Genomic DNA, 22,714 nt, shown 5'->3' with positions numbered 1-22,714 from the left:
TAAAGCAAAAAGTAGGATGCCCGCCGTTTCGGACATCCCACTATCGCGGTCACGATAGGCGAAAAGAAACAGACTGGCAAGCCTCGGCGAGTCGCAATAAATGAGGTCCCCTTCGCGCCTGATGGGGACAGAGATGATCGCTTGTGGATTGGATTTCGGGACGTCGAACTCGGCAATCGGCGTCGTTCGCGACAAGGCAGCGGCGCTGGCGCCGGTCGAGGAGAGCAGCACGCTGATCCCGAGCGCCGTGTTCTTCGACAGCGAGACCAAAGGTCGGGTTCTGTTCGGAAACGAGGCCATCTCGGCCTATGTCGGGCAGACCGAAGGGCGCCTGATGCGCGCGCTCAAGACGATCCTCGGTTCGCCGCTGATCGAGGAGGAGACCGTCATCGGCGGCCGCAAGGTGGCCCTTGCCGACGTCATCGAGACCTTCGTGCGGCATTTGAAGCACAAGGCCGAAGCCTTCGCCGGGCGCGAGATCACCTCCGTCGTGCATGGCCGCCCGGTGCGCTTCGTCGACGGCGACGACAAGGCCGATGCGCGGGCGCAGGACATGCTCGAGACCATTGCCCGGCGCGTGGGCTTTCGCGACGTGGCGTTCGTGTACGAGCCGATCGCGGCGGCGCATCACTACGAGCAGACGGCGGAGCGCGAGGAGCTGGCGCTGATTGCCGATATCGGCGGCGGCACGAGCGATTTCTCCATCGTCAGGGTCGGTCCGCGGCAACGCGATCGTGTCGATCGCGGAAGCGATGTGCTGGCCAACGCGGGCGTGCGTGTCGGCGGCACGGATTTCGATACGGCGCTCAGCCTGGCAGCGGTGATGCCGAATCTCGGCCTCGGCACGCAGCTGGTGGAGAAGAATCTGCCGATGCCGAACGCGCTCTATCACGAGCTTGCCACCTGGGCGACGATCAACTTCGCCTACACCTACAAGAACGAGCGCGCGCTCGCCGAGCTGGTCGCGCTGGCATGCGAGCCGGAGAAGGTGGAGCGTCTTTTGACCCTGGTGCACCACCGGCTGGGCCATCGCCTGGCCTTCGCGGTCGAGGACGCCAAGATCACGCTCAGCGCCGAGGATCGCGTGACCATCCTCCTGACTTTTCTCGACGCGAACCTCGCCGCCGAGGCGACTCGCGGCCAGCTCGATGGCGCCATAGACGCCAGATTGGATCGTCTGCATGCTACGGCGCGCGACTGCATTGCAGTGGCGGGGCTGGCCTCTACGGCCATCGACACGATCTTCCTCACCGGCGGCTCGAGCCGCGTGCCGGCCGTGCGCGCCGCGATTGCGCGGGCCGCGCCAACAGCTCGCCTGGCCGCGCGCTCGGATCTCCTGTCCGTTGCGCTGGGGTTGACGCAAGTGGCGGGAGCCATGAGCTGAGTGCCGGTTGTTCGAGCGACCGAAAGTCTCTCCTGTCATCCTGAGCGCAGCGAAGGATCTCATCGCCGGAAAATTCAGAGCACACTTGTGGCGGGCCGCGATGAGGTCCTTCGCTTCGCTCAGGACGACAGCCATGCCGTTCGGAGGCTGGCGATCAACGAGCTCTGGATGCCGAGGCCCGTCGATGGGCTATACAGTCTCGTCGTTCCATCGTTCCGCAGGTCACGCCCATGAAGACGTCCACACGCCGCCAGATGCTTGCCCTCGCGTCGATGTCGATGGCGGGCAGCGTGCTCTCCCCGCCGCGCGTGCGGGCGGAGGACAAGCTCCTCAACGAGATCGTGGGCTTCACCGGCACCATGCTGTTTCTCGATGCCCGGGTTCCGGCCTTGATCCTCGGGGCGGTGCGCGACGGCCAGACGGCGGTGTTCGGCTTCGGCGAGACGTCGGACGGATCGGGCAAGGAGCCCGATGGCAACACGATGCTGCGCATCGGCTCGATCACCAAGGCCTTCACCGGGCAGGCGCTGGCCGGGCTGGTATCCCAGGGCGCCGTCAAGCTGACCGATCGCCTGCAGGATCGCCTCGGCTGGCCGGTCAAGGTGCCGGAGCGTGACGGCCGGCCGATCCGCCTGATCGAGCTCGCGACCCACACGTCCGGCCTGCCGCGCGAGGTCGAACGCTCGCCGGGCCCGCCCGACGACCCGTTCCGGACGCTGACGCAGGAGGCCTACATCAAGGGCCTGCAATCCGATCCGTTGCTGTTCACGCCAGGCAGCGGCGGGCTCTACTCCAACTTCGCGTTCGACCTGCTGGCCGCCGCCCTGGCCTCCAGTGCAGGCAAGCCCTACGACCAGCTCCTCAAGGAGATCGTGCTCGACCCGGCGGGAATGAAGGATACGGTGCTGGCGCTGCGTGATGGCGATGCGGCGCGCGTCATGCAGGGTCATTTCTTCGACGGCAAGGCGATGCCCTCCGTCAGGGCAACCAGCGTGATGGCGGGCGCCAGCAGCCTCTACGCGACGGCCAACGACATCCTGCGCTGGCTGGCCTGGCATCTCGATCGGTTCTCGCCGCAGGGAACGGAAGTCCGGCTGCTCGATCATGCCGCCTACGTCCCGCGGGACGGGCTGAAGCCGGTCTCGGGCTTCGACGAGGCCGGGCACATGGACGCGATGGGGCTCGGCTGGATCGTCATGGCGCCCAAGGGCAGCCGGCCGCTGATCCTGCAGAAGGCCGGCGGGCTGCAGGGCATCTTCACGTACTCGGCTTTCGCGCCGACGCGTGGTGTCGGAGTCTTCGCCGCCATCAACCAGTTCAATGTCGGCGCCTTCACCGCCATGGCCGGCACGGCGAACGGCCTGATCGAGCAGCTCGCGCCGCGGTGAGGTGCAAAGACAAAGGTCCCTCGCTTACGGCACTTGCGAAGCAAGTGCCGTAAGCGAGGGACCTTTGTCTTGCCTCAATGAATCACGTCCGCATGCATGGTCGCCATCAGGCCCTGGTTGTCGCGATAGTCGACCGGGACGCCGACCAGGACCGGGCCGGCCGTCGACATCGCCTTCGCCAGCACGGGCTTCAGGTCGTCGGCTGAGGCGACATTGAAGCCGCGCGCGCCCATCGACTCGGCGAACTTGACGACGTCGACAGGGCCGAAGCGCACGCCGGACTCGCGGCCATAAGCGGCCATCTCCTGGAAGCGCACCATGTCGTAGCTGCCGTCGATCCACACGATGTGCACGAAGTTGCACTTCAGGCGGACGGCGGTCTCGAGCTCGACCGCCGAGAACAGGAAGCCGCCGTCGCCCGACACGGACACGACCTTGCGGCCGGGCTCGGCGAGACAGGCGGCGATCGCCCAGGGCAGCGCCACGCCCAGCGTCTGCTGGCCGTTGCTGATCATGATCTGGCGCGGCCGATGGGCCAGCAGATGGCGCGCCATCCAGATGTGGAACGAGCCCATGTCGGAGCACAGCGTGATGTCCTGGTCGAGCAGCTCCTGCAGCGCTTGCACCAGCCGCAGGGGATGGACGGGCATTCCCGTGTGCCTTGCCGCGTCGGCCGCCAGCCGGGCACGCTCGGCCGCGAACTCGGCCAGCACGGCCGCCTGCGCCGGCCGCGGCCGCGGCTTCAGGAGCGAGGCCAGTCCGCCCAGCGTCGCGGCGATGTCGCCCAGCAGCTCGAGGTCGGGGCGATAGTGGCGATCGGGATCGGGCGGCACGCAGTCGAGATGGATCAGGGTGCGCTTGCGGCCGGCGTTCCACAGGGCCGGGTCGTATTCCACCGGATCGAAGCCGATGGTCAGCACGAGGTCGGCGGAATCGAGCAACCGGTCGGCCGGCTGGTTGTGGAACAGCCCGATGCGGCCGCCGAAGCAGTCGAGATGCTCGCGCGGAATCACGCCTGCCGCCTGGAAGGTGCCGGCGACGGCGAGCTTGCTGTGCGCCAGCAGGGTGCGCACCGCCGCCGTCGCGGTAGGCTGGCTCGACAGCATGCCGAGCACCACGACGGGCCGCTCGGCCGCATCGATCAGGCGGGCGGTCTCGGCGACCGCCTCGGCATTGGCCGGGCCGAGCGTCGGGCAGCGCGCCGGCGTCAGGACGTCGCCGGCGGCGTCGGCTTTCATGACGTCCTTGGGCAGGCCGAGGAACGTGGCGCCAGGCCGGCCCGATTCGGCGGCTCGGAAAGACGCCGCCAGAGCCTCGGAGATGGCTTCCGGCGCATCGATCTCGGCGGCGTACTTGGTCACCGGACGGAACAGGGCGACGGTGTCCATCGATTGATGCGTCTGCTTCAGCCGCTCGGCCACCGGCACCGAGCCGCCCAAGGCGACGATGGGATCGCCCTCGGTATTGGCCGTGGCGAGACCCGTCACCAGGTTCGAGCAGCCCGGTCCCGACGTCACCAGCACGACGCCCGCCTTGCCGGTCAGGCGGCCGAGGCCGCCGGCGATGAAGGCGGCGTTCTGCTCGTGACGGCACACCACGGTCTTGATCTTCGAGTCGAGCAGCGCATCGAACACCGGGTCGATCTTGGCGCCCGGAATGCCGAAGATGTACTCGACGCCCTGCGCCTCGAGGTTCTGCACCAGCAGCCTGGCGCCGTTGCGTCCGCCGCCGCTCATTTGCGCCTCGCCTTGCCGGCCGTCTTGCGTTTCTTCGCCGTCGCCTTGCCCCGGCCGGAGGCGCCGTCGATCTCGTCGAACACCTCCTTCATGGTCATCAGCGCATTGGTGGCGGCGGGAAAGCCGCAATAGGCGATCATCTGCGTGATGATCTCGGCCACCTCGCCGCGCGAGTTGCCGCAGCGCAGGGCGGCGTTGATGTGCAGCTTGAGCTCGGGCTGGGAGAAGCCCTGCACGGTGAGCGCCGCCACGGTGCAGAGCTCGCGCGTCTTGAGGTCGATGACGTCGCGCGGGTAGAGCTCGGCGAACGGGAAGGTGACGTTCACCCAGGCGAATTCCGGCGCCAGCGCCTTGATCCTGCGGATGTAGTTGTCGGCCATCGGGCCAAGCTGCTTGCGGATCTCCGCCATGCCGCGCTGGTATTCGGCGGAACTCTCATCGTGCCGCAGTGTCTGTCTTTTCGCCATGGCTCGCCTCGGTTGACGGGTCGATTGCATTACTGTGCACCGGGCACGAATGGAAAAGAACCGGCATAATGGCCGGCGATGCCGCCGTCCGGACCCCGTTCTGTCATCATCGAGCTCAATGCCGTGCTGGTCGCCCTGGTCGACGACCAGCCGCAGGTGCTCACCCTGGAGGACGGGGCCCTGCTGCCGTCCGGTCCGTTCGAGGGCGATCATCCGACCCTGCAGACCGGGTTGCGCGCCTGGGTCGAGCGGCAGACCCATCACCCGCTGGGCTATGTCGAGCAGCTCTACACCTTCGCCGATCGCTATCGGACCGATGCTGCCAGCGGTCGGCGCATCGTGTCGATCTCCTATCTCGGCCTGACCCGTGAACGGTCGATGAGGGGCGAGCGCGAACCGGGCTGGCGCAGCTGGTACCGTTATTTCCCCTGGGAGGATTGGCGCGACGGCAGGCCCGCCGTGGTGGCGAAGGTCATCCTGCCCAAGCTCGGCAAGTGGATCGACAAAGCCCGCGATGCGGCGACCAAGCGCGAGCGGCGCCAGCGTGTCGATCAGTGCTTCGACCAGAGCGACTGGAATGATGAGCTGACCTTGCAGCGTTACGAGCTGCTCTACGAAGCGGGCGCCGTGCCCGAGGCCGGACGGCCGCGCCGGCCGATCGCTGAACCGGTGCCCGGCGAGACCATGCGCTACGATCATCGCCGCATCCTGGCGACCGGCCTGGCGCGCCTGCGCGCCAAGATCAAATACCGGCCTGTCGTGTTCGAGCTGATGCCGCCCGACTTCACGCTGGGGCAGTTGCAGCGCGCCGTCGAGGCGCTGGCCGGGCGGCCGCTGCACAAGCAGAACTTTCGCCGCCTGGTCGATCAGCAGGGCTTGGTCGAGGAGACGGGCACCGTCACCGCCGGCACGGGCGGGAGGCCGGGCAAGCTCTACCGCTTCCGCCGCGAGATCCTGCTCGAGCGCGCCGTCGCCGGCACCAAGCTCCCGCTCGCGCGAGCGGAGTGAGCGCCAACGATCATTCTCCTCCCCAAGCCTTGCTTGGGGAGGTGTCGGCGTCATACGCCGACGGAGGGGTCATGAGCCACAAACGGCAGCGAGGCCGTAACTCATGACCCCTCCGTCGCCGTAAGACGGCGACACCTCCCCAGCGAAGCTGGGGAGGAGATGATCGTCAGCCTGGCAAGCCAGCGGCCAACTTCTCGTCCACATCACTGCCGCGAATCGGCTTGACGCCCATTATGCTCATTTATAGCATAAAAGAATATTGCTCATGGAGAGCATAAGAGGTGCCCAATGTTCGTCTCCCTGCAAGCCGATCGGCTCTACGAACGGGTGAGGTCGGTGATCCTGCCGGCCGAATGGTCAGCGTTCGCCGGCGACATCGATGCGATCCTGGCGCTGAAGCGCGAGAGGAACGCCGTCATCCTGGCGCACAACTACCAGACGCCCGAGATCTTCCACGGCGTCGCCGACATCGTGGGCGACAGCCTCGCGCTCGCGCGCGAGGCGATGAAGACCGATGCCGACGTGATCGTGGTGGCCGGGGTGCATTTCATGGCCGAGACGGCGAAGCTGCTCAATCCGGGCCGCACGGTGCTGATTCCCGACCTGCGCGCCGGCTGCTCGCTCGCCGCCTCGATCACGGCCGCCGATGTCCGGCTGCTGCGCCAGCGCTGGCCCGGCGTGCCGATCGTCACCTACGTCAACAGCTCGGCCGCGGTGAAGGCCGAGAGCGACATCTGCTGCACGTCGGGCAATGCGCGGCGCATCGTCGAGAGCCTCGGGGTCCCGAAGGTCATCATGCTGCCCGATGAGTATCTCGCGCAGAACATCGCCGCCGAGACCGGGGTCGAGATCATCACCTGGGCCGGCCATTGCGAGGTGCACGAGCGCTTCTCGGCCGCGGACGTGCACCAGCTGCGCGCCGGCCATCCCGGCATCGTCGTGCTCGCCCATCCCGAGTGCCCGCCCGAGGTCGTGGCCGAGGCCGACTTCGCCGGCTCGACGGCGGCGATGGCCGACTACGTCACGCGCGAGCGGCCGGCGCGGGTCGTGCTGATGACCGAGTGCTCGATGAGCGACAACATCGCCGCCCTCAACCCCGATCTCGAGTTCGTGCGACCCTGCAATCTCTGTCCGCACATGAAGCGCATCACCCTGCCCAAGATCCGCCGCGCGCTGGAGACGATGCGGCACGAGGTGACGATTGATCCCGCCATCGCCGCGGCAGCGCGCCGGTCGGTCGAGCGCATGCTGGCGATCTGAGGAGACCACCATGGAAACCATTCGCTCGGACTTTGCCGGCTCGGTCGTCGTCATCGGCGGCGGCTTGGCCGGCCTCATGACGGCCCTGCGGCTCGCGCCGCAGCCGGTGATCCTGCTCGCCAAGACGCCGCTCGGCGAGGGTGCCGCCTCGGCGCGGGCGCAGGGCGGCGTCGCCGCCGCCGTGGGGTCTGACGATGCACCGGCGTTGCATGCAGCCGACACCTTGGAGGCGGCCGATGGGCTGGGCGATGCCACCGTTGCCAGCCGCATCGCAGCTGCGGCGCCGGAGGCCATCGCGCTGCTCGAGCGCTATGGCGTCGCGTTCGACCGCGACCCAGCCGGCAACCCGGCGCTCGGGCTCGAGGCAGCGCACAAACGGCGTCGCATCGTTCACGTCGCCGGCGACGGCACGGGGGCGGCCATCATGCGCGCCCTGGTCGCCGCCGTCGCGGCGACGCCGTCGATCACCGTGATCGAAGGGCTGGAGGCGCGCCGCCTGCTGGTCGACGAGCGCGGCATTGCCGGCGTGCTGGCGGCCGGGCCGTTCAGCGCCTGCCTGCTGCCGACGCGGCGCGTCGTGCTGGCGACCGGCGGTCTCGGCGGCCTGTTCGCGCACACCACGAACCCTCTCGGCGCGCTCGGCCAGGGCATAGCGCTGGCGGCGCGCGCCGGCGCGGCGCTGGTCGACCTGGAGTTCGTGCAGTTCCACCCGACGGCGCTCGATGTCGGCCTCGATCCGATGCCGCTGGTCAGCGAGGCGGTGCGCGGCGAGGGGGCCGTGCTGGTCGACGAGACCGGTACGCGCTTCACGGCCGGCCAGGGCCAAGGTCAGGGCGAGGGCCAGCGCCAGGCCGAGCTGGCGCCGCGCGATGTTGTCTCGCGTGCCGTCGCCGCTCACATCGCGGCCGGCCATAAAACCTTCCTCGATGCGCGTGCGGCGCTGGGCGAACGTTTCGCCGCGCACTTCCCGCTGATCACGGCGCGCTGCCGCGCCGCCGGCATCGATCCCGCGCGCGAGCGGATCCCGGTACGGCCGGCGGTGCATTACCACATGGGCGGCATCGCCGTGGACGCAAGCGGCCGCAGCACGCTCGACGGATTGTGGGCTTGCGGCGAGACCGCGGCGACGGGGCTGCACGGCGCCAATCGGCTGGCCAGCAACTCGCTGCTCGAAGCGGTGGTCATGGCCGACGCGGTTGCCCGCAGCCTCTCGGGCAGCGAGGCGGGCACCTTGCCGGCGCCGCGTCCGGTGGCGTTGCCGCCGGCGTCCAACGCCGGAGCGCTGCGCGCCCTGGTCAGCGACACGCTGGGCGTCGTGCGCGATCGCGCCGGCTTGTCGAGCGCTGTCGAGTCCCTCCAAGAGCTGGCCTTCCGCGGCGGCGCGACCGCCGATCCCGCTCTGGTCGGCCTGCTGATCGCCACGGCGGCGCTGCGCCGCGAGGAAAGCCGCGGCGGGCACTGGCGGTCCGACTTTCCGGCATCGTCGCCCGGCTGGCGCTGCCGCCTGGTGCAGCGCGTCGCCGATACCGGCACGCATCTCGTGTGCCGGGCCGTTCCCCTGTCCGATTCAACGCATTCCATCGCGCGAGGAGCCTGATCATGACCCTTTCCCGTTTGCCCGCCCTCATGGTCGAGCCGATCGTACGCGCGGCCCTGCTGGAAGATCTCGGTCGTGCCGGAGACCTCACCACGGATGCGATCGTGCCGGCGGCAGCGCGCGCCGAGACGACGCTCGCGGCGCGCCAGCCTGGAATCGTCGCCGGGCTCGACGTTGCCCAGCTGGCCTTCCGGCTGGTCGATCCGGCCATCGAGATCCAGGTCGAACGGCCGGACGGCACGGCGCTGGCGGCGGGCGACCGCATCGCCGCCCTGAGCGGCCCGGTGCGCGGCATGCTGACGGCCGAGCGCGTGGCGCTCAATTTCCTCGGCCATTTGAGCGGTGTCGCCACGGCGACGGCCACCCTGGTCGAGGCGGTGCGCGGCCACAAGGCGCGCATCTGCTGCACGCGCAAGACCATGCCGGGCTTGCGCGCCCTGCAGAAATACGCCGTGCGCGCCGGCGGCGGCATCAACCATCGCTTCGGCCTCGACGACGCCGTGCTGATCAAGGACAACCACGTCGCCGTGGCCGGCGGCGTGGCCAACGCCATCCGGCGCGCCCGCGCCGGCGTTGGCCACCTGGTCAAGATCGAGGTCGAGATCGATCGTCTCGACCAGCTCGATGAGGCATTGGGCGAGCGCGCCGACGCGATCCTGCTCGACAACATGAGCCCCGCCGAGCTCGCCGAGGCGGTGCGACGCATCGACGGCCGCGCCGTCAGCGAGGCCTCCGGCCGCATCACGCCGGCAACCGCGCCGGCCATCGCGGCGAGCGGCGTCGACCTCATCTCGGCGGGCTGGCTGACGCACAGCGCCCAGGTGCTCGACATCGGGCTCGACTGGCATCGGCCGCGACAGGCGCTCGCCGCCTAGAGCATGATCTTCTTGGGTAAGAGAGCGATGGCGTTGAGCCCGGCCGACATGGATCGCAAGATCGACGAGCACTTCCATTTCGAGGCGACCGATGATGTCGCCGGCGTGCTGGCGACGCTGGCGCCCGACGTCGAGCACGACATCGTCGGCTGGCCGACCGGCCCGACACGCGGGCCGGCCGCCGCGCGCGGCTTCTACGAGGCGCTGTTCGCCGACCTGGCGGACGGCAGGATCGAGTGCGTCAAGCGGCTTTACGGAGCGAACTTCCTGGTCGACGAATCGATGTGGCGCGGCCGCGCGGTCGGCCGGCCGTTCGGCCTCGAGGGCGGCGACCGGCCGCTGGCGTTCCGGCTGCTGCATGTCATCGAGCTCGCCGCCGACGGGGCGATCGCGCGCGAGAACGTGTGGCTCGATCTGGCCGCCATCCTGCAGCAGCTGCCGCAGAACCGTCCGGCCGCCTGATGGAGGGCGGTGGACGCGCCAACCAGCGGCGGCGCACGCGCAAGGATCTGCTGCAGGCCGCCGCCCGGCTGATCAAGGAGGGACGACCGCCGACCCTGGAGGAGGTCGCCGAGGCGGCGCTCGTCTCGCGGGCGACCGCGTACCGCTACTTCCCCAATATCGATGCGCTGCTGGCCGAAGCCACGCTCGACATGGCCTCGCCCGACCCGGCCCGGCTGTTCGAAGGCGCTTCGTCGAGCGATCCGGTCGCGCGCGTGGTCCTGGCGGACGAGGCGCTGCACGACATGGTCGCGGCCAACGAGCCGGCGCTGCGCCTGTTCCTGGCCAGCACCCTGCAGCAGGCCGCCCGCAACGGCGGCGAAGACGGCGTACCCCTGCGCCAGAACCGCCGTACGCCCTTGATCGAGGCGGCGCTCGCGCCGACGCGGCGCCAGCTCAAGCCGGCGGCGTACGACTCGCTGGTCAAGGCGCTGGCGCTGGTCCTCGGCACCGAATCGGTCATCGTCTGCAAGGATGTCCTGCAGCTTTCGGACAGCGAGGCGCGCAAGGTCAAGCGGTGGGCCATCAAGGCCCTGGTCGAGGCGGCGCGCCGCTGAAGTTCGGTTGACGCCGAAGGGTGGGTCGGCCGAAGCACCCCATCTGTCGGGCAGGGCATTCGCCTATGGGCGCTCTCTCATTCTCCTCCCTAGCGAAGCTGGGGAGGTGTCGCCGTCATACGGCGACGGGGTCATGAGCGGCGGAACTGGGGCCCATGACCCCTCCGCCCCCGATTACGGGGGCACCTCCCCAGCTTCGCTAGGGAGGAGAATGAAAAGCGCGCCCCAGCGCATTCTCGAGGCAGGAGGTGCCCGATGATCGCAGTGATTTTCGAAGTCTGGCCGGTCGATGGCCGCAAGCAGACCTATCTCGACCTGGCCGCTGGCCTGCGGGCCGAGCTCGAACGGATCGACGGCTTCGTCAGCATCGAGCGGTTCCAGAGCCTGACCGACGACAGCAAGCTCCTGTCGCTGTCGTTCTGGCGCGATGAGGCGGCGGTGGTGGCATGGCGCAACCTCGAGCACCATCGTGCAGCGCAGAAGGCGGGACGCGGAGGCGTGTTCCGCGACTACCGGCTGCGCGTCGCCCATGTCCTGCGTGACTACGGCATGACCGAGCGGGCGGAAGCGCCGGCCGATTCGCGGGAGATCAGCGGCCTGTTGCCAAAGCGCCGGGGCAGCCCTACCTCATCTCGATGAGAGAGCAGCTCAGCGAATCCCGGCTCGCCGACATCATCGACCAGGCGCGCGGCAAGGCGCCGGCCGATCTCGTGATCAAGTCGGTCGGCATCTTCGACCTGACCTCGGGCGAGATCACGACCGGCGACATCGCCATCGCCGGCGATCGCATTGTCGGCACGCGGGAGGCCTATGCGGGCGCGAGCGAGATCGACGGGCGCGGGCTGGTGGCGGTGCCGGGCTTCATCGACAGCCATGTCCATTGCGAATCGACCCTGGTGCCGCCGCTCGAGTTCGACCGCTGCGTGGTGCCGCGCGGTACGACGACGGCGATCTGCGACCCGCACGAAATCTGCAACGTACTGGGTGTCACCGGCCTGAAATACTTTCTCGAGTGCGCCGCCGTGACGGTGATGGACCTGCGTGTCCAGCTGTCCTCCTGCGTGCCGGCGACCCATCTCGAAACCTCGGGCGCCCGGCTCGAGGCCGAGGACCTGCTGCCGTTCAAGCACCATCCCAAGGTGCTGGGGCTGGCCGAGTTCATGAACGTGCCGGGCGTGCTCAACAAGGACCCGGCGGTGCTGCGCAAGCTCGCCGCGTTCTCCGACGTGCAGATCGACGGCCATTCGCCGCTGCTGTCGTCGCACGATCTCAACGCCTACATCGCCGCCGGCGTGCGCAACTGCCACGAGACGACGTCGGCCGCCGAGGCGTGCGAGAAGCTCGCCAAGGGCATGCAGATCCTGGTGCGCGAGGGCACCGTCTCCAAGGACCTGGCGGCGCTGGCCGAGCTGATCACCGCCGACCGCACGCCGTTCCTCTCTTTCTGCACCGACGACCGCAATCCGCTCGATATCGCCGAGGAGGGCCATCTCGATCACCTGATCCGCAGCGCCATCGCCCGTGGCGTGCGCCCGCTCGACGCCTATCGCGCCGCGACCTGGTCGGCGGCCCGCCATTTCGGCCTGGTCGATCGCGGCCTGGTCGCCCCGGGTCAGCGCGCCGATCTCGTTCTGCTCGAGGACCTCGCGACCTGCAAGATCCATTCCGTGATCTGCCGCGGTGCGCCGGTGACCCCGGATCGCTTCCGGACACGGCCGCTGGTGCCGGCGGTCGGACTCGAGTCGATGAAGCTCCGGCCCGTCATGGCGGACAAGTTCCGCATGCCCGTCGGCGCCAGCGGCCCGCCGCCGGTGATCGGCATCCGGCCCGGCCAGATCCTGACCGACCGGTTGGCGCTCGAGGTGACGGTGCGCGACGGCGAGATGGTGTCCGACGTGGCGCGCGACATCCTCAAGGTCGCGGTGCTGGGCCGGCACAACGATCGCGGCGAGGTCGGCCACGGCCTGGTCAAGGGCTTCGGCATCGTGCGCGGCGCCATCGCCTCGTCGATCGGCCATGACAGCCACAATGTCTGCGTCATCGGCTGCACCGACCGGGACATGGCCGTGGCGGTCAACCGGCTGATCGAGCTCCGCGGCGGCTTCGCCGCGGCGGTCGACGGCACGGTGGTGGGCGAGCTTGCCCTGCCGATCGCTGGCCTGATGAGCGATCAGCCGTTCGAGACGGTGGAGCAGGGCCTGCGCGCCCTGCGCGCGGCGGTGCGCGGCCTCGGCACGCAACTGCACGAGCCGTTCCTGCAGATGGCGTTCCTCGCCCTGCCGGTGATCCCGCACCTGCGCATCACCGACAAGGGCCTGGTCGACGTGGACAGGTTCGAGTTGGTGGCGTGAGCGTTGGGGCATTTCGAACTGGTGAGGCAGCGAACCAGGCCAGAGAACGTCACAGCGACAGGGAGCTAGGCTCCTCGTGGCCGCTTTAGTTCGTTCCCAGGCGCCCACTGGGGATACGTCCGCAGGTCGTCGTTGACCCACCAAGGCGTATTCGAGGAAGTGAGTATGTGCAGTCGCGAGCGGCTCCGCCTGGATTGTAGCTCTCCAACGAGCCGCATCCCTGCGACTGCAATGCTGCCACCAATCGGAAGGGCGCCGGGTTCCACGCCCTGCCGCCGTAGTGGAGCATGATATGGATACAGCCGCCTTCACCGGAAAACCTGTCCTCATCCTCCCGTTGCTGTATGATCAGCCAGTTCTCGGGAGAGTAAGCGTTGGGTCGCACAAATCGCCTGAAGCGGATCGCGGTCAACGGCGCCCTGGCAGTCTGCCTGCCCCTTGCGCCGGCGTATGCTCAGGATGCGACGTGGCTCGCCAATCCCGTCGGCAACATTTTTCGGGACCCCGGCAACTGGTCGCCCGCCGTGGTCCCCACGGGGACGGCGACGTTCGGACCCTCGACCAAGACCCTCGTCGCTCTCATCGATTCCGGCACGTCCGTCGACAGGATCGCGTTCGCGGCCAACGCGCCGCCCTACATCTTGGCGATTTTCAGCAACGGTGTGCTCACCCTGACCGGCGCCGGCATCGCGAACGCCTCGCCGAATCTCGCGAGCTTCGAGGTCTACAACGGCAGCTTGACCCTGCAGGGTGCCGCGACCTTGGGCCAGAGCCGGGTCGTCGGCATGGTTGCGACGGGCGCGCTGAATATCTCGGGCCTCACGGCGGCCAGCACCACGGTCGGCTCGATCGAGGGCAATGGGGTGGTGAACCTGGGCGCCAAGCAACTGATCGTCGGCGGCAACAACCTGTCGACGACCTTCACGGGCCGCATCGACGGGGCCGGAGGTTCGATCGTCAAGGTCGGCAGCGGCAGCCTGACCCTCACCGGCGCCAACAGCTATGGCGGCGGGACCACGGTGTCCGCAGGTGTCCTGCAAGGCAACGCCACCAGCCTTCGAGGCGACATCACCAACAATGCCACCGTCGTGTTCGACCAGGGCAACACCGGCCTCTATGCCGGCAACATGTCCGGGACCGGTGGCTTGGCCAAGCAAGGTAGCGGGCTGCTGGCCCTTTCCGGCACCAACAGTTTTTCGGGAGGTACGACTGTAAACGGCGGCACCTTGCAGCTCGCGAGCAGCGCGGCGTTGCTGTCAGGAAGCGCGCTGACCATCAATGGCGGCACGCTCGACCTCAACGGTCACAATCTGACGGTGAGCACGGTGGCAGGCAGCGGCGGTGCCCTTGCGCTGGGCACGGCGACGCTGACTGCGGGCAACGCCGTCAGCGCGACGCTCGCCGCGGCGATCTCGGGCACTGGCGGACTGGTCAAGCAGGGCCCCGCGACGCTTACGCTGACGGGCGCCAGCACCTACACCGGGCCAACCACGGTCAACAGCGGGATCCTGGCCGTCAACGGCAGCCTCGCGAGCAACGTCACCATCGGCTCCAGCGGCGCGATCGGCGGAACTGGTGTTATCGGCGGACTGACCAACAACGGTGGGATCATCTCGCCGGGCAACGCCATCGGCACGCTGACGATAGCCGGCAATCTCGCACAGACCGGCGGTACTTACGTCGTCGAAGTGAACAACGGTGGACAGAGCGATCGCATGAATGTTGGCGGCAGGGCCACGGTCAACGGCGGCACAGTGGCCGTGCAGGCCCAGCCCGGCACCTATGCACGCAACACCAGCTATACCATCCTCAATGCGGTGGGCGGGGTAAGCGGCACCTTTTCCAACGTCACCAGCAACTTCGCCTTCCTCGTGCCGTCGCTCTCCTACGATGCCAACAACGTCTATCTGCAGCTGTTTCAGTCGGCCAACGCCTTCGCCGCGGGTGCGCAGACCGCCAATCAATACGCCGTCGGCAGAGCGCTCGACCAGGCGAACGCCACGGCGACCGGCGACTTCGCCAACGTGCTGAATGCGTTGTCGACGCTCGACGCCGTGCAGGGACCGGCCGCGCTCAATGCCATCAGCGGGCAGAACTATTCGGGCTTCTCGAGCGCGATGGTGCAGGGCGCGCAGCTTTTCCTGAGCAATTTCCTCTCGCAGGCGGGTGGCGCCAGCCGCGGCGCCGCCAAGTTGGCGCTGGCCGAGATGTGCGATGTGGCGTGCGACGCCACCGAACCTGGGCGATGGGGCGCGTGGGGCGGGGGGCTCGGCGGCGCCGGCACCATCGCCGGCAACGCCAACGCCGCGACGCTCACCTACAGCGTCGGCGGTTTTGCCGCCGGTCTCGACCGCAAGCTCGGCGACAACTTTCGCGCCGGCGTCACGGTGGGCTACACCAGCGGACAGCAGTGGGTCGGTGGCTTCGACGGCAAGGGAATATCGAACACCATCCTGGCCGGCGTCTACGGCGGCTACGCCCAGGGCCCCGTCTATGTCGACGGCATCGTGGGCTACGCCTACAGCAGCAATCAGATGTGGCGCACCATTGTCATCCCCGGCCTGCAGCCGCGCACGGCGCAGGGGCTGACCGGGGCAAACCAGTTCTATGGGCAGGTCGAGACGGGATACCGCTTCGATCTCGGGGGGACTGCGCAGGCGTTCGTCACGCCGTTCGCACGGCTGCAGGGCTTCACCGGCACGCAGAACGCCTTCAGCGAGAGCGGTGCACAGTCGCTCAACCTCAACGTGGCGGCGCAGACCACCAACTCTCTGCGCTCGGTGCTGGGCGCGCAGATGGGTGGGGCGATGGATATGGGCTGGCGCGACAAGCTCAACGCGCAGGTCCGGCTGGGCTGGAGCCATGAATACGCCAACACGGATCGGCCGGTGACGGCCTCGTTCGCCGGCGCGCCGACGATCCCGTTCACGACGTTTGGCGCCAGCCCGCAGCGCGACGGCGTGGTGATCGGGCTTGCCTTCAACACCGCAATTGCCCAAGCGTCGTCGATCTATCTGCGCTACGAGGGTGACATCTCCGGCCAGGATTCCAACCATGCCCTCGCCGTCGGCCTGCGCATGACGTGGTGAACCACATTTCCTCTCCGTTGCAGAGGCACTGTCGCGGCGAAAGCCAAGGCTCAGTCCCTTGCCGGCGGACGCCGTCGGGGTAGACGGTGAATGGCCTCAAGATTGGCTTTTTCGCCGGTAAGGAAAGCCTCCAAAGCTGCCACCCGATCACGTGGCATGTGCCAGGTGCCGTTGAGATAGCGAGTAGGCGTGCCTTCATTCCAGCCGAGGTGCTGGGCGACCTGTGAGAGGATGATTGCGATCAGCCTCGAACCCCAAGCAGTTCGACAGAACCTGACATGGCACTATCGAATCATCGCCCGCAGCTTCGACGACACGAGGTCGGCCGCCAGCACGAGCACCAGGATCACGATCACGCAGGCCGCGGTGTCCTCGTAGGCGAACAGCTTCATCGAGCTGATGAGCTCGAAGCCGATGCCGCCGGCGCCGACCATGCCGAGCACGGTCGAGACGCGGATGTTGGTCTCGAAGCGGTAGAGCACCACGCCGATCCACGCCGGCAGGACCTGGGGCAGCACGCCGAACACGATGCGCTGCAAGGTGCCGGCGCCGGCGGCGCGCAGGGCGTCGAGCGGGCCTTCGTCGATCTCCTCGATCGCCTCGGCGAAGAACTTGCCGAGCATGCCGGCGCCGTGGATGGCGATGGCCAGCACGCCGGCGAACGGGCCGAGCCCGACGGCGGCGACGAAGATCAGCGCCAGGATGATCTCGTTGATGCCGCGCATCACGTTCAGGACCTGGCGCAGGCCATGGAACACCCAGGCATAGGGCGAGAGGTTGCGCGCGGCGAAGAAGCAGACCGGCAGCGCCAGCACGACGCCCAGCAGGGTGCCCCACAGGGCGATCTGCACCGTCTCGATCGCGGGCTGGATCAGCTTCTGCATGAAGGCGAAGTTGGGCGGCAGCATGCGGCCTATGAAGTCGGCGATCCACGGCAGGCCGGCGATCAGGTCGCCGAGGCTGAGGCGCGTTCCGACGGCCGACCACCACAGCGCGGCCACCGACACGCCCACGATCGGCACCAGGATCCACCAGCCGAGCGGGCCACGCGGCTTGTTGACGACGAATTGCAGGGACATGGTCAGGCCCTTTCCTCTGCCGGATCGGCTGTGGCTGCGGTGGCGGCGCCGGCGCTCGCCAGCGTCGCTTCGGCGGCGGCGCGCCGGCGCTCGGTCAGGCGCTGCGCGGCATCGAGCACGTTGGGATCGTCGAGGCCGGGATAGATGCGGCGGATGACGTCGCCCGATACGCCGCCCGGCGGGCCGTCATAGACGATCGATCCGGCCGACAGGCCGACGATGCGTTCGCCGAACTCCAGCGCGTAGTCGATCTGGTGCAGGTTGCACAGGACGGCGATGTTCGACTCCTTGCAGCTCTTCTTCAGGTAGGTGAGCACGGTGCGCGAGGTCTTGGGATCGAGGCTCGCCACCGGCTCGTCGGCCAGCATGAACTTGGGCTGCTGGGCGAGCGCGCGGGCAATGCCGACGCGCTGCTGCTCGCCGCCCGACAGCGCATCGGCGCGGCTCTCGGCCTTGTGCGCCAGGGCGACCTGCTCGAGGCAATGGCGGGCGATCGCCACGTCGGCCTCGGGGAAGAGCTGCAGGGCGCTCAGCACCGGCGAGAGATCGGCCATGCGGCCGATCAGGACGTTCTTCAGCACAGACAGGCGTTTCACCAGGTTGTGCTGCTGGAAGATCATGGCGACGTTGCGCCGGAGCAGGCGGAGGTCGCGCGCGCTCGAGCGGAACGGCGTGCCCTCGACGACGATCTCGCCGGCGGTCGGCTCGGCCAGCCGGTTGATGCAGCGCAGGAGCGTCGACTTGCCGGCGCCCGACGGCCCCAGCACGACCACGAACTCGCCGGGCCGGATCGACAGGCTCACATCCTTCAGCGCCTGATGGGCACCGTAGGTCTTGGCCAGCCCACGGATCTCGATCATCGCCCGCTACTTTTGCTTCTTGAGGTCGATGTTGGCGAGCCTGGCGGTCTCGCGCACGACGTCGTAGGCCTGATCGTTGGTGTCCTTGAAGCCGTTCAGCTTGCCCTGGTCGGACCAGTTGAGGTCCTTGATGGCGAGGAAGGCCGCCTTCACCTTGGCCTTGAGCTCGGGCGACAGGTCCTTGCGCCACACCATCGGCGATTCGGGAATCGGCGCGGAGCGCCACACCACCTCGATCTGGTCGGCCTTGATGTGGCCCTTGGCGATGGCAGCATCGAGGATGCGGTCGGCGATGGTGGCGGCGTCGACCTTGCCGTTGGCCACGGCCAGCGCGTTGGCGTCATGCGCGCCGGTGAAGATCACCGTCTTGAAGTCGCGCTTGGGCTCGATGCCGGCTTTCAGCAGCCCGGCCAGCGGAAACGCATAGCCCGAGGTCGACGCCGGGTCGACGAAGGCGAAGTTCTTGCCCTTGAGGTCGTCGAGCGTTTTGATGCCGCTCGATCTCAGGGCGATGATCTGGCTGTGATAGAAGGTCCGGCCCGACTTGGCGGTCTCGGCGATAACGAACGCCTCGACCGGAGTCACCGTGGTGGCGAGCACGTAGGAGAACGGCCCGAGATAGGCGATGTCGAGATGCTTGGAACGCAGCGCCTCGATGACGCCGTTGTAGTCGGTGGCGACGAAGCCCTGCACCTTCATGCCGAGATTCTTCTCCAGCGCGTCGAGGATGTCCTTGCTCTGCGCCAGCATGGCGCGCGAATCCTCCGACGGGATCAGGCCGACCTTGAGGACGGACTGGGCTCTGGCGGGAACGGTTGTCAGGGCGCCGGCAGCAACCACGCCGCCGGCGATGCGGCCCAGGGTACGACGCGACAGTGCAGTCATGTTTTCCTCCCATTCTTGATTTGATTGGCTCAGGCGGCGAGGGCGGCGATCAGCGTCTCCCGGCGTCCGATGAAGTTGCGGCCGCGATCGCCCGACAGCGCCGCGTCCACGAGATTGGCCCAGTCGCGCGCGGCGATGCCGTGGTCGGTCGCCTCGGGCGACACGCCGAGCGCGCGCAGCAGGCGTTCGAGGCGCAGCGCGCCGGCCTCGAGGTCGGGACCGAAGATGCGGGCCAGCGCGCGATCGCAGTCCGGGTCGCACCCGGTGACGGCGCGCATCACCAGAGGCAGGCTGAACGAGCAGGCGATGCCGTGCGGCACGCCGTGATGCAGGGTGAGATGGTAGGACAGCGCGTGAGCGAGCGCGGTCCGGGTGTTGGAGAAGGCGAGGCCGGCGAACAGGCTGGCGCGGGCGAGGCGGCTGCGCAGCTCGGCATTGCCGAGATCGGCGGCCAGTGCGGGAAGGGTGTCCAGCACCTCGCGGGCGGCGACTTCGGCGAGCGACGTCGACACCGGGTTGGCATGGACGTTCCAGATGCTTTCCAGCGCGTGGCTGAGCGCGTCGAGCCCAGTGCTGACCGTGACGGCGCGCGGCAGGCCGAGCGTCAGGGTTGGATCGACCAGCGCCGTCGTCGGGTAGAACTGCTCGCCGGCCAGCGAGTATTTCTTCTTCGCCTCGGTGTCCCACACCGTGGCCCAGCTCGTGACCTCGCTGCCGGTGCCGGCGGTGGTCGGCACGGCGATGATCGGCGTGCGGCCGAGCCGGTCGGCGCCCTTGCCGGTCTCCAGGTAGGTGCGGACGCGATCGAAGCTGCCGTCGGCGGCGGCCAGCACCTTGGCGGCGTCGATCACCGAGCCGCCGCCCAGCGCCACGATGACCTCGATCGGCTGCGCGGCCTCGGCGTAGAGCGCGCAGGAGCGGGCGAGGCTGGTGAAATCGGGGTTGGGGCCGATGTTGCGCACCAGGGCGGCCGGTTGGCCGGCCATCGCGATGGTGCGCCGGGTCAGCTCGGCGAAGGTGCCGCCACCGTTGGCGTCATCGTAGGTCACGAGGCAGTAGGTGCGGCCGGCCAGGGTGGCGCCGAGGTCGTCGAAAACGCCAGCGCCGAACCTGACCTCGACCGGATTGCGATAGCGCCACATCCCGGCGCTCCTCCCTGACCGTTCATGCTCTTTGTTGGACAATCCTCCCGCCGGCCCGCACATTTATCCAATTCAAAGTATTTCGATCATCCATTGAGAAAATCGATATGAGGCACACCCAGCTGCGCTCCTTCCATGCGGTGGCGCAAAGCGGCAGCGTCACCGCCGCCGCACGCGAGCTCGGCGTCGGCCAGCCTACCGTCACCACCCAGGTGAAGTCACTCGAGGCGGAGTTCGGCCTCGAGCTGTTCGTCCGGCGCGGTCGGCGGATCGAGCTCACCGAGGCCGGCGGCGGCCTGCTCGCCATCACGCGCCGCCTGTTCGCCGACGAGAAGGAGGCGATCGACTACCTCAACGAGACACGCGAGCTCAAGACCGGCCACCTGCGGGTCGGGGCCGTCGGGCCGTATCACGTCACCGACATGCTGGCGGCGTTCAACGCGCGGCACCCGGGACTGTATGTGTCGGTGACGGTGGGCAACTCGCGCCAGACGGTGGCTGACCTGCTCGACTATCGCACCGACGTGGCGGTGCTGGCCCATGTCGATCCCGACCCGCGGCTGGTGGCGATCCCCTACCGGCGCCACCGCGTGGTGGTGTTCTGCAACGTCGAGCATCCGTTCGCGTCACACCGGTCGATCCGCATTCGCGAGATGGCGGGCCAGCGGCTGATCGTGCGCGAGGCCGGGTCGACGACGCGCCGCGCCTTCGACCAGGCGATGCGCGAGGCCGGCGTCGCGGCGCGCGTGATCATGGAGATCGGCAGCCGCGAATCGATCCGCGAGGCGGTCGCCAAGGGCATCGGCCTCGGCGTGGTGTCGGAGGCCGAGTTCATCCCCGATCCGCGCATCCGCGCCCTGCCGGTGAGCGACGCGGAGATCCACACCGCGGCGCACGTCGTCTATTTGAAGGAGAGGCAGAACGCGCGTTTGGTGCGCGCCTTCCTCGCCGTCCTGAGCGGCCTGCTGCCGGCCGGCCCTGCTCGCCGCCGGCGGGCGCGGGGGCGGTAGCGCGACTCATCGCCGGGAGCGCCCCACTTGAGGCCGAGTAATCTCGGCCGACGTGGGCGCTCTTCTCATTTTCCCTCCCCAGCGAAGCTGGGGAGGTGTCGCCGTCATACGGCGACGGAGGGGTCATGAGCAGCGGGACTGGGGCTCATGACCCCTCCGTCGGCGATTACGCCGACACCTCCCCAGCAGAGCTGGGGAGGAGAATGAGAAGAGCGCCACGTCGGCGGAAAGGAGGCGTCACCGCCGCTCGAAGTCGATGCGTTCGTCGATCGGCAGGCCGAGGAGGTGGCGGCGCAGGCAGTCGAGGCCGAGCTCGACGGCGCCGGCGCGCACCCAGTCGCGGCCGCCGATCAGGCGGGCCTGGCGCGACACCACGGTGTCGGCGTCGGCGATGCCGACGGCGATGGTGCCGCCGAAATCGGGCCGGTCGGCGCCCTGGTCGAGATCGATCAGGAGCGCCAGCGCATGGCTGCTGCGGCTCTTGTCGCGCAGGTCGCGGGCAACTGCCTCGGCGGCCCCGGTCGAGACCTCGGCGATGGCGAGCTCGGCCGGCTCGCGCACCACAACGCCGCGGCGGAAGGCCTTCTCGGCGCCGCTGAGCGGCGCCAGCCGCGCGGCGAGATGACCGCCGGTGAACATCTCGGCTGTCGACAAGGTCAGGCCGCGCTCGAGCAAGGTGGCGAGGATCACGCCCTCCAGGCTCTGCTCGTCCTCGGCGATGATGAAGTTGCCGAGCCGCTTGCGCACCTCTTCCTCGACCGGCGCCAGCAGGCTGGCGAGCTCGGCCTCGTTCTCGCCGCGCGCGGCGAGCTTGGTCTCGAGCTGCGGGTAGTGCGCCTGGAAGCCCAGCTTGATGCCGCCCTCGGCCTTGAAGGCGTCCATGTCGGCCAGCATGTTGTCGGCGCGCGATTCGCCGATGCCGAACGTGTGGAAGCGCTTCAGCCTGGTGACGCCGGTGATGCCGCCGATCTTCAGGAGGCGCGGGATCACCTGCTCGTCGAGCATGCGCCGCATCTCGCGCGGCACGCCCGGCGTGAAGAAGAAGCGCGCCTTGCCGATGGTGACGGCGAAGCCGCACGCCGTGCCGATCGGGTTGTCGATGAACTCGGCGTTGGCCGGCAGCATCGCCTGCTTGCGGTTGTTGGGCGGCATCACCCGGCCGCGCCGCGCATAGGATTGCTCCATGCGCGTCATCCAGTAGTCGGAGAGCACGAGCCCGACGCCGCAGGCTTCGGCCGCGATCTCCTGCGAGAGGTCGTCGACGGTCGGCCCCAGGCCGCCATTGACGATCACCGCGTCGGCGCGCTCGCCGGCCTGGTGGAACGCCTTCAGCAGGCTCGCCCGGTCGTCGCCGACGGTGGTGCCCCAATGCACGGTGAGCCCGACATCGCCGAGCCGCCGCGCCATGTGGCTGTAGTTGGTGTTGATGGTCTTGCCGGTGAGGATTTCATCGCCGGTGCAGAGGATTTCTACGCGCATGTTGGGTCGATTATCGGCTAACGTCGCCGGGAAATCGAGGGAGAGA

19 protein-coding genes are annotated in these 22,714 nt (G+C 68.5%); 12 read left to right on the top strand and 7 right to left on the bottom strand.

From position 1 onward, the window contains the following. Window positions 1–148 precede the first annotated feature (148 nt). Entirely contained in the window at window positions 149–1,384 is a 1,236-nt protein-coding gene (locus ACILR9_RS06150; RefSeq protein WP_395709019.1) for an Hsp70 family protein, read from the top strand. Between the two features lie 230 nt (window positions 1,385–1,614). Next, window positions 1,615–2,772, top strand: a complete 1,158-nt coding sequence (gene ampH / locus ACILR9_RS06145) for a D-alanyl-D-alanine-carboxypeptidase/endopeptidase AmpH (RefSeq protein ID WP_395709018.1) — start codon at window positions 1,615–1,617, stop codon at window positions 2,770–2,772. A 74-nt stretch (window positions 2,773–2,846) separates the two neighbouring features. Here ampH and alsS read toward each other — a convergent pair whose 3' ends face one another. Continuing rightward, window positions 2,847–4,508: an acetolactate synthase AlsS gene (alsS, locus tag ACILR9_RS06140; RefSeq protein ID WP_395709017.1), complete on the bottom strand. Its 1,662-nt coding sequence runs from the start codon at window positions 4,506–4,508 to the stop codon at window positions 2,847–2,849. Beyond that, on the bottom strand, window positions 4,505–4,975 hold the full coding sequence (locus tag ACILR9_RS06135; RefSeq protein ID WP_395709016.1) for a carboxymuconolactone decarboxylase family protein: 471 nt from the start codon (window positions 4,973–4,975) through the stop codon (window positions 4,505–4,507). The genes alsS and ACILR9_RS06135 overlap by 4 nt, the downstream gene beginning before the upstream one ends. Before the next feature lie 78 nt (window positions 4,976–5,053). Between ACILR9_RS06135 and ACILR9_RS06130 the strand changes: the two genes are divergently transcribed. The 9 genes from ACILR9_RS06130 (at window position 5,054) to ACILR9_RS06090 (ending at window position 16,213) form a co-directional block, all read left to right on the top strand. Next, the gene (locus ACILR9_RS06130) at window positions 5,054–5,983 is read left to right on the top strand and encodes an NrtR DNA-binding winged helix domain-containing protein (protein ID WP_395709015.1); all 930 of its coding nucleotides are present in this window, start codon (window positions 5,054–5,056) and stop codon (window positions 5,981–5,983) included. A gap of 288 nt (window positions 5,984–6,271) precedes the next feature. Beyond that, the gene (gene nadA, locus ACILR9_RS06125) at window positions 6,272–7,243 is read left to right on the top strand and encodes a quinolinate synthase NadA (protein WP_395709014.1); all 972 of its coding nucleotides are present in this window, start codon (window positions 6,272–6,274) and stop codon (window positions 7,241–7,243) included. Window positions 7,244–7,253: 10 nt separating this feature from the next. Continuing rightward, on the top strand, window positions 7,254–8,840 hold the full coding sequence (locus tag ACILR9_RS06120; RefSeq protein ID WP_395709013.1) for an L-aspartate oxidase: 1,587 nt from the start codon (window positions 7,254–7,256) through the stop codon (window positions 8,838–8,840). A 2-nt stretch (window positions 8,841–8,842) separates the two neighbouring features. Further along, on the top strand, window positions 8,843–9,715 hold the full coding sequence (gene nadC / locus ACILR9_RS06115; protein ID WP_395709012.1) for a carboxylating nicotinate-nucleotide diphosphorylase: 873 nt from the start codon (window positions 8,843–8,845) through the stop codon (window positions 9,713–9,715). Between the two features lie 27 nt (window positions 9,716–9,742). Beyond that, window positions 9,743–10,177 carry a nuclear transport factor 2 family protein gene (locus ACILR9_RS06110; RefSeq protein ID WP_395709011.1) on the top strand — a complete coding sequence of 145 codons (435 nt, stop codon included), beginning with the start codon at window positions 9,743–9,745 and terminating at the stop codon, window positions 10,175–10,177. Continuing rightward, on the top strand, window positions 10,120–10,773 hold the full coding sequence (locus ACILR9_RS06105) for a TetR/AcrR family transcriptional regulator (RefSeq protein WP_395709010.1): 654 nt from the start codon (window positions 10,120–10,122) through the stop codon (window positions 10,771–10,773). Before ACILR9_RS06110 ends, ACILR9_RS06105 begins: the two co-directional genes overlap by 58 nt. 255 nt (window positions 10,774–11,028) lie before the next feature. Further along, window positions 11,029–11,412, top strand: a complete 384-nt coding sequence (locus ACILR9_RS06100) for an antibiotic biosynthesis monooxygenase family protein (protein WP_395709009.1) — start codon at window positions 11,029–11,031, stop codon at window positions 11,410–11,412. Then, window positions 11,409–13,124, top strand: coding sequence for an adenine deaminase (gene ade / locus ACILR9_RS06095; RefSeq protein WP_395709008.1), 1,716 nt, complete (start codon window positions 11,409–11,411; stop codon window positions 13,122–13,124). The genes ACILR9_RS06100 and ade overlap by 4 nt, the downstream gene beginning before the upstream one ends. Before the next feature lie 374 nt (window positions 13,125–13,498). Continuing rightward, a complete protein-coding gene (locus tag ACILR9_RS06090; protein WP_395709007.1) occupies window positions 13,499–16,213 on the top strand; it encodes an autotransporter domain-containing protein in 2,715 nt (904 codons plus the stop codon). Window positions 16,214–16,497: 284 nt separating this feature from the next. Here ACILR9_RS06090 and phnE read toward each other — a convergent pair whose 3' ends face one another. From phnE to psrA, 4 genes are read right to left on the bottom strand one after another with little or no spacing between them, the layout of a single operon-like run. Next, window positions 16,498–17,292, bottom strand: a complete 795-nt coding sequence (phnE, locus tag ACILR9_RS06085) for a phosphonate ABC transporter, permease protein PhnE (RefSeq protein WP_395709006.1) — start codon at window positions 17,290–17,292, stop codon at window positions 16,498–16,500. Between the two features lie 2 nt (window positions 17,293–17,294). Continuing rightward, on the bottom strand, window positions 17,295–18,152 hold the full coding sequence (gene phnC / locus ACILR9_RS06080) for a phosphonate ABC transporter ATP-binding protein (protein WP_395709005.1): 858 nt from the start codon (window positions 18,150–18,152) through the stop codon (window positions 17,295–17,297). Window positions 18,153–18,158: 6 nt separating this feature from the next. Further along, window positions 18,159–19,037: a phosphonate ABC transporter substrate-binding protein gene (gene phnD / locus ACILR9_RS06075; RefSeq protein WP_395709004.1), complete on the bottom strand. Its 879-nt coding sequence runs from the start codon at window positions 19,035–19,037 to the stop codon at window positions 18,159–18,161. Between the two features lie 29 nt (window positions 19,038–19,066). Further along, the gene (gene psrA / locus ACILR9_RS06070) at window positions 19,067–20,179 is read right to left on the bottom strand and encodes an iron-containing alcohol dehydrogenase PsrA (protein ID WP_395709003.1); all 1,113 of its coding nucleotides are present in this window, start codon (window positions 20,177–20,179) and stop codon (window positions 19,067–19,069) included. Between the two features lie 107 nt (window positions 20,180–20,286). Here psrA and ACILR9_RS06065 point away from each other — a divergent pair, with 107 nt between their 5' ends. Continuing rightward, entirely contained in the window at window positions 20,287–21,189 is a 903-nt protein-coding gene (locus tag ACILR9_RS06065) for a LysR substrate-binding domain-containing protein (protein ID WP_395709002.1), read from the top strand. Between the two features lie 237 nt (window positions 21,190–21,426). On the opposite strand, the gene ACILR9_RS06060 is transcribed toward ACILR9_RS06065, so the two are convergent. Beyond that, the gene (locus ACILR9_RS06060) at window positions 21,427–22,668 is read right to left on the bottom strand and encodes a CinA family nicotinamide mononucleotide deamidase-related protein (protein WP_395709001.1); all 1,242 of its coding nucleotides are present in this window, start codon (window positions 22,666–22,668) and stop codon (window positions 21,427–21,429) included. Between the last annotated feature and the right edge of the window lie 46 nt (window positions 22,669–22,714).

It is taken from the genome of Reyranella sp., assembly GCF_044224635.1.
In the GTDB taxonomy this organism is placed as follows: Bacteria; Pseudomonadota; Alphaproteobacteria; order Reyranellales; family Reyranellaceae; genus Reyranella.
Note: the sequence above shows the minus strand (reverse complement) of the source record. Positions and strands in the feature narration are given on the sequence as shown.

Excerpts from the sequence above, each read along its gene's own strand:
- ampH (WP_395709018.1), top strand. The coding sequence starts at position 1,615 with ATGAAGACGTCCACACGCCGCCAGATGCTTGCCCTCGCGTCGATGTCG.
- alsS (WP_395709017.1), bottom strand. The coding sequence starts at position 4,508 with ATGAGCGGCGGCGGACGCAACGGCGCCAGGCTGCTGGTGCAGAACCTC.
- ACILR9_RS06135 (WP_395709016.1), bottom strand. The coding sequence starts at position 4,975 with ATGGCGAAAAGACAGACACTGCGGCACGATGAGAGTTCCGCCGAATAC.
- ACILR9_RS06130 (WP_395709015.1), top strand. The coding sequence starts at position 5,054 with ATGCCGCCGTCCGGACCCCGTTCTGTCATCATCGAGCTCAATGCCGTG.
- nadA (WP_395709014.1), top strand. The coding sequence starts at position 6,272 with ATGTTCGTCTCCCTGCAAGCCGATCGGCTCTACGAACGGGTGAGGTCG.
- ACILR9_RS06120 (WP_395709013.1), top strand. The coding sequence starts at position 7,254 with ATGGAAACCATTCGCTCGGACTTTGCCGGCTCGGTCGTCGTCATCGGC.
- nadC (WP_395709012.1), top strand. The coding sequence starts at position 8,843 with ATGACCCTTTCCCGTTTGCCCGCCCTCATGGTCGAGCCGATCGTACGC.
- ACILR9_RS06110 (WP_395709011.1), top strand. The coding sequence starts at position 9,743 with ATGGCGTTGAGCCCGGCCGACATGGATCGCAAGATCGACGAGCACTTC.
- ACILR9_RS06100 (WP_395709009.1), top strand. The coding sequence starts at position 11,029 with ATGATCGCAGTGATTTTCGAAGTCTGGCCGGTCGATGGCCGCAAGCAG.
- ade (WP_395709008.1), top strand. The coding sequence starts at position 11,409 with ATGAGAGAGCAGCTCAGCGAATCCCGGCTCGCCGACATCATCGACCAG.
- phnE (WP_395709006.1), bottom strand. The coding sequence starts at position 17,292 with ATGTCCCTGCAATTCGTCGTCAACAAGCCGCGTGGCCCGCTCGGCTGG.
- phnC (WP_395709005.1), bottom strand. The coding sequence starts at position 18,152 with ATGATCGAGATCCGTGGGCTGGCCAAGACCTACGGTGCCCATCAGGCG.
- phnD (WP_395709004.1), bottom strand. The coding sequence starts at position 19,037 with ATGACTGCACTGTCGCGTCGTACCCTGGGCCGCATCGCCGGCGGCGTG.
- psrA (WP_395709003.1), bottom strand. The coding sequence starts at position 20,179 with ATGTGGCGCTATCGCAATCCGGTCGAGGTCAGGTTCGGCGCTGGCGTT.
- ACILR9_RS06065 (WP_395709002.1), top strand. The coding sequence starts at position 20,287 with ATGAGGCACACCCAGCTGCGCTCCTTCCATGCGGTGGCGCAAAGCGGC.
- ACILR9_RS06060 (WP_395709001.1), bottom strand. The coding sequence starts at position 22,668 with ATGCGCGTAGAAATCCTCTGCACCGGCGATGAAATCCTCACCGGCAAG.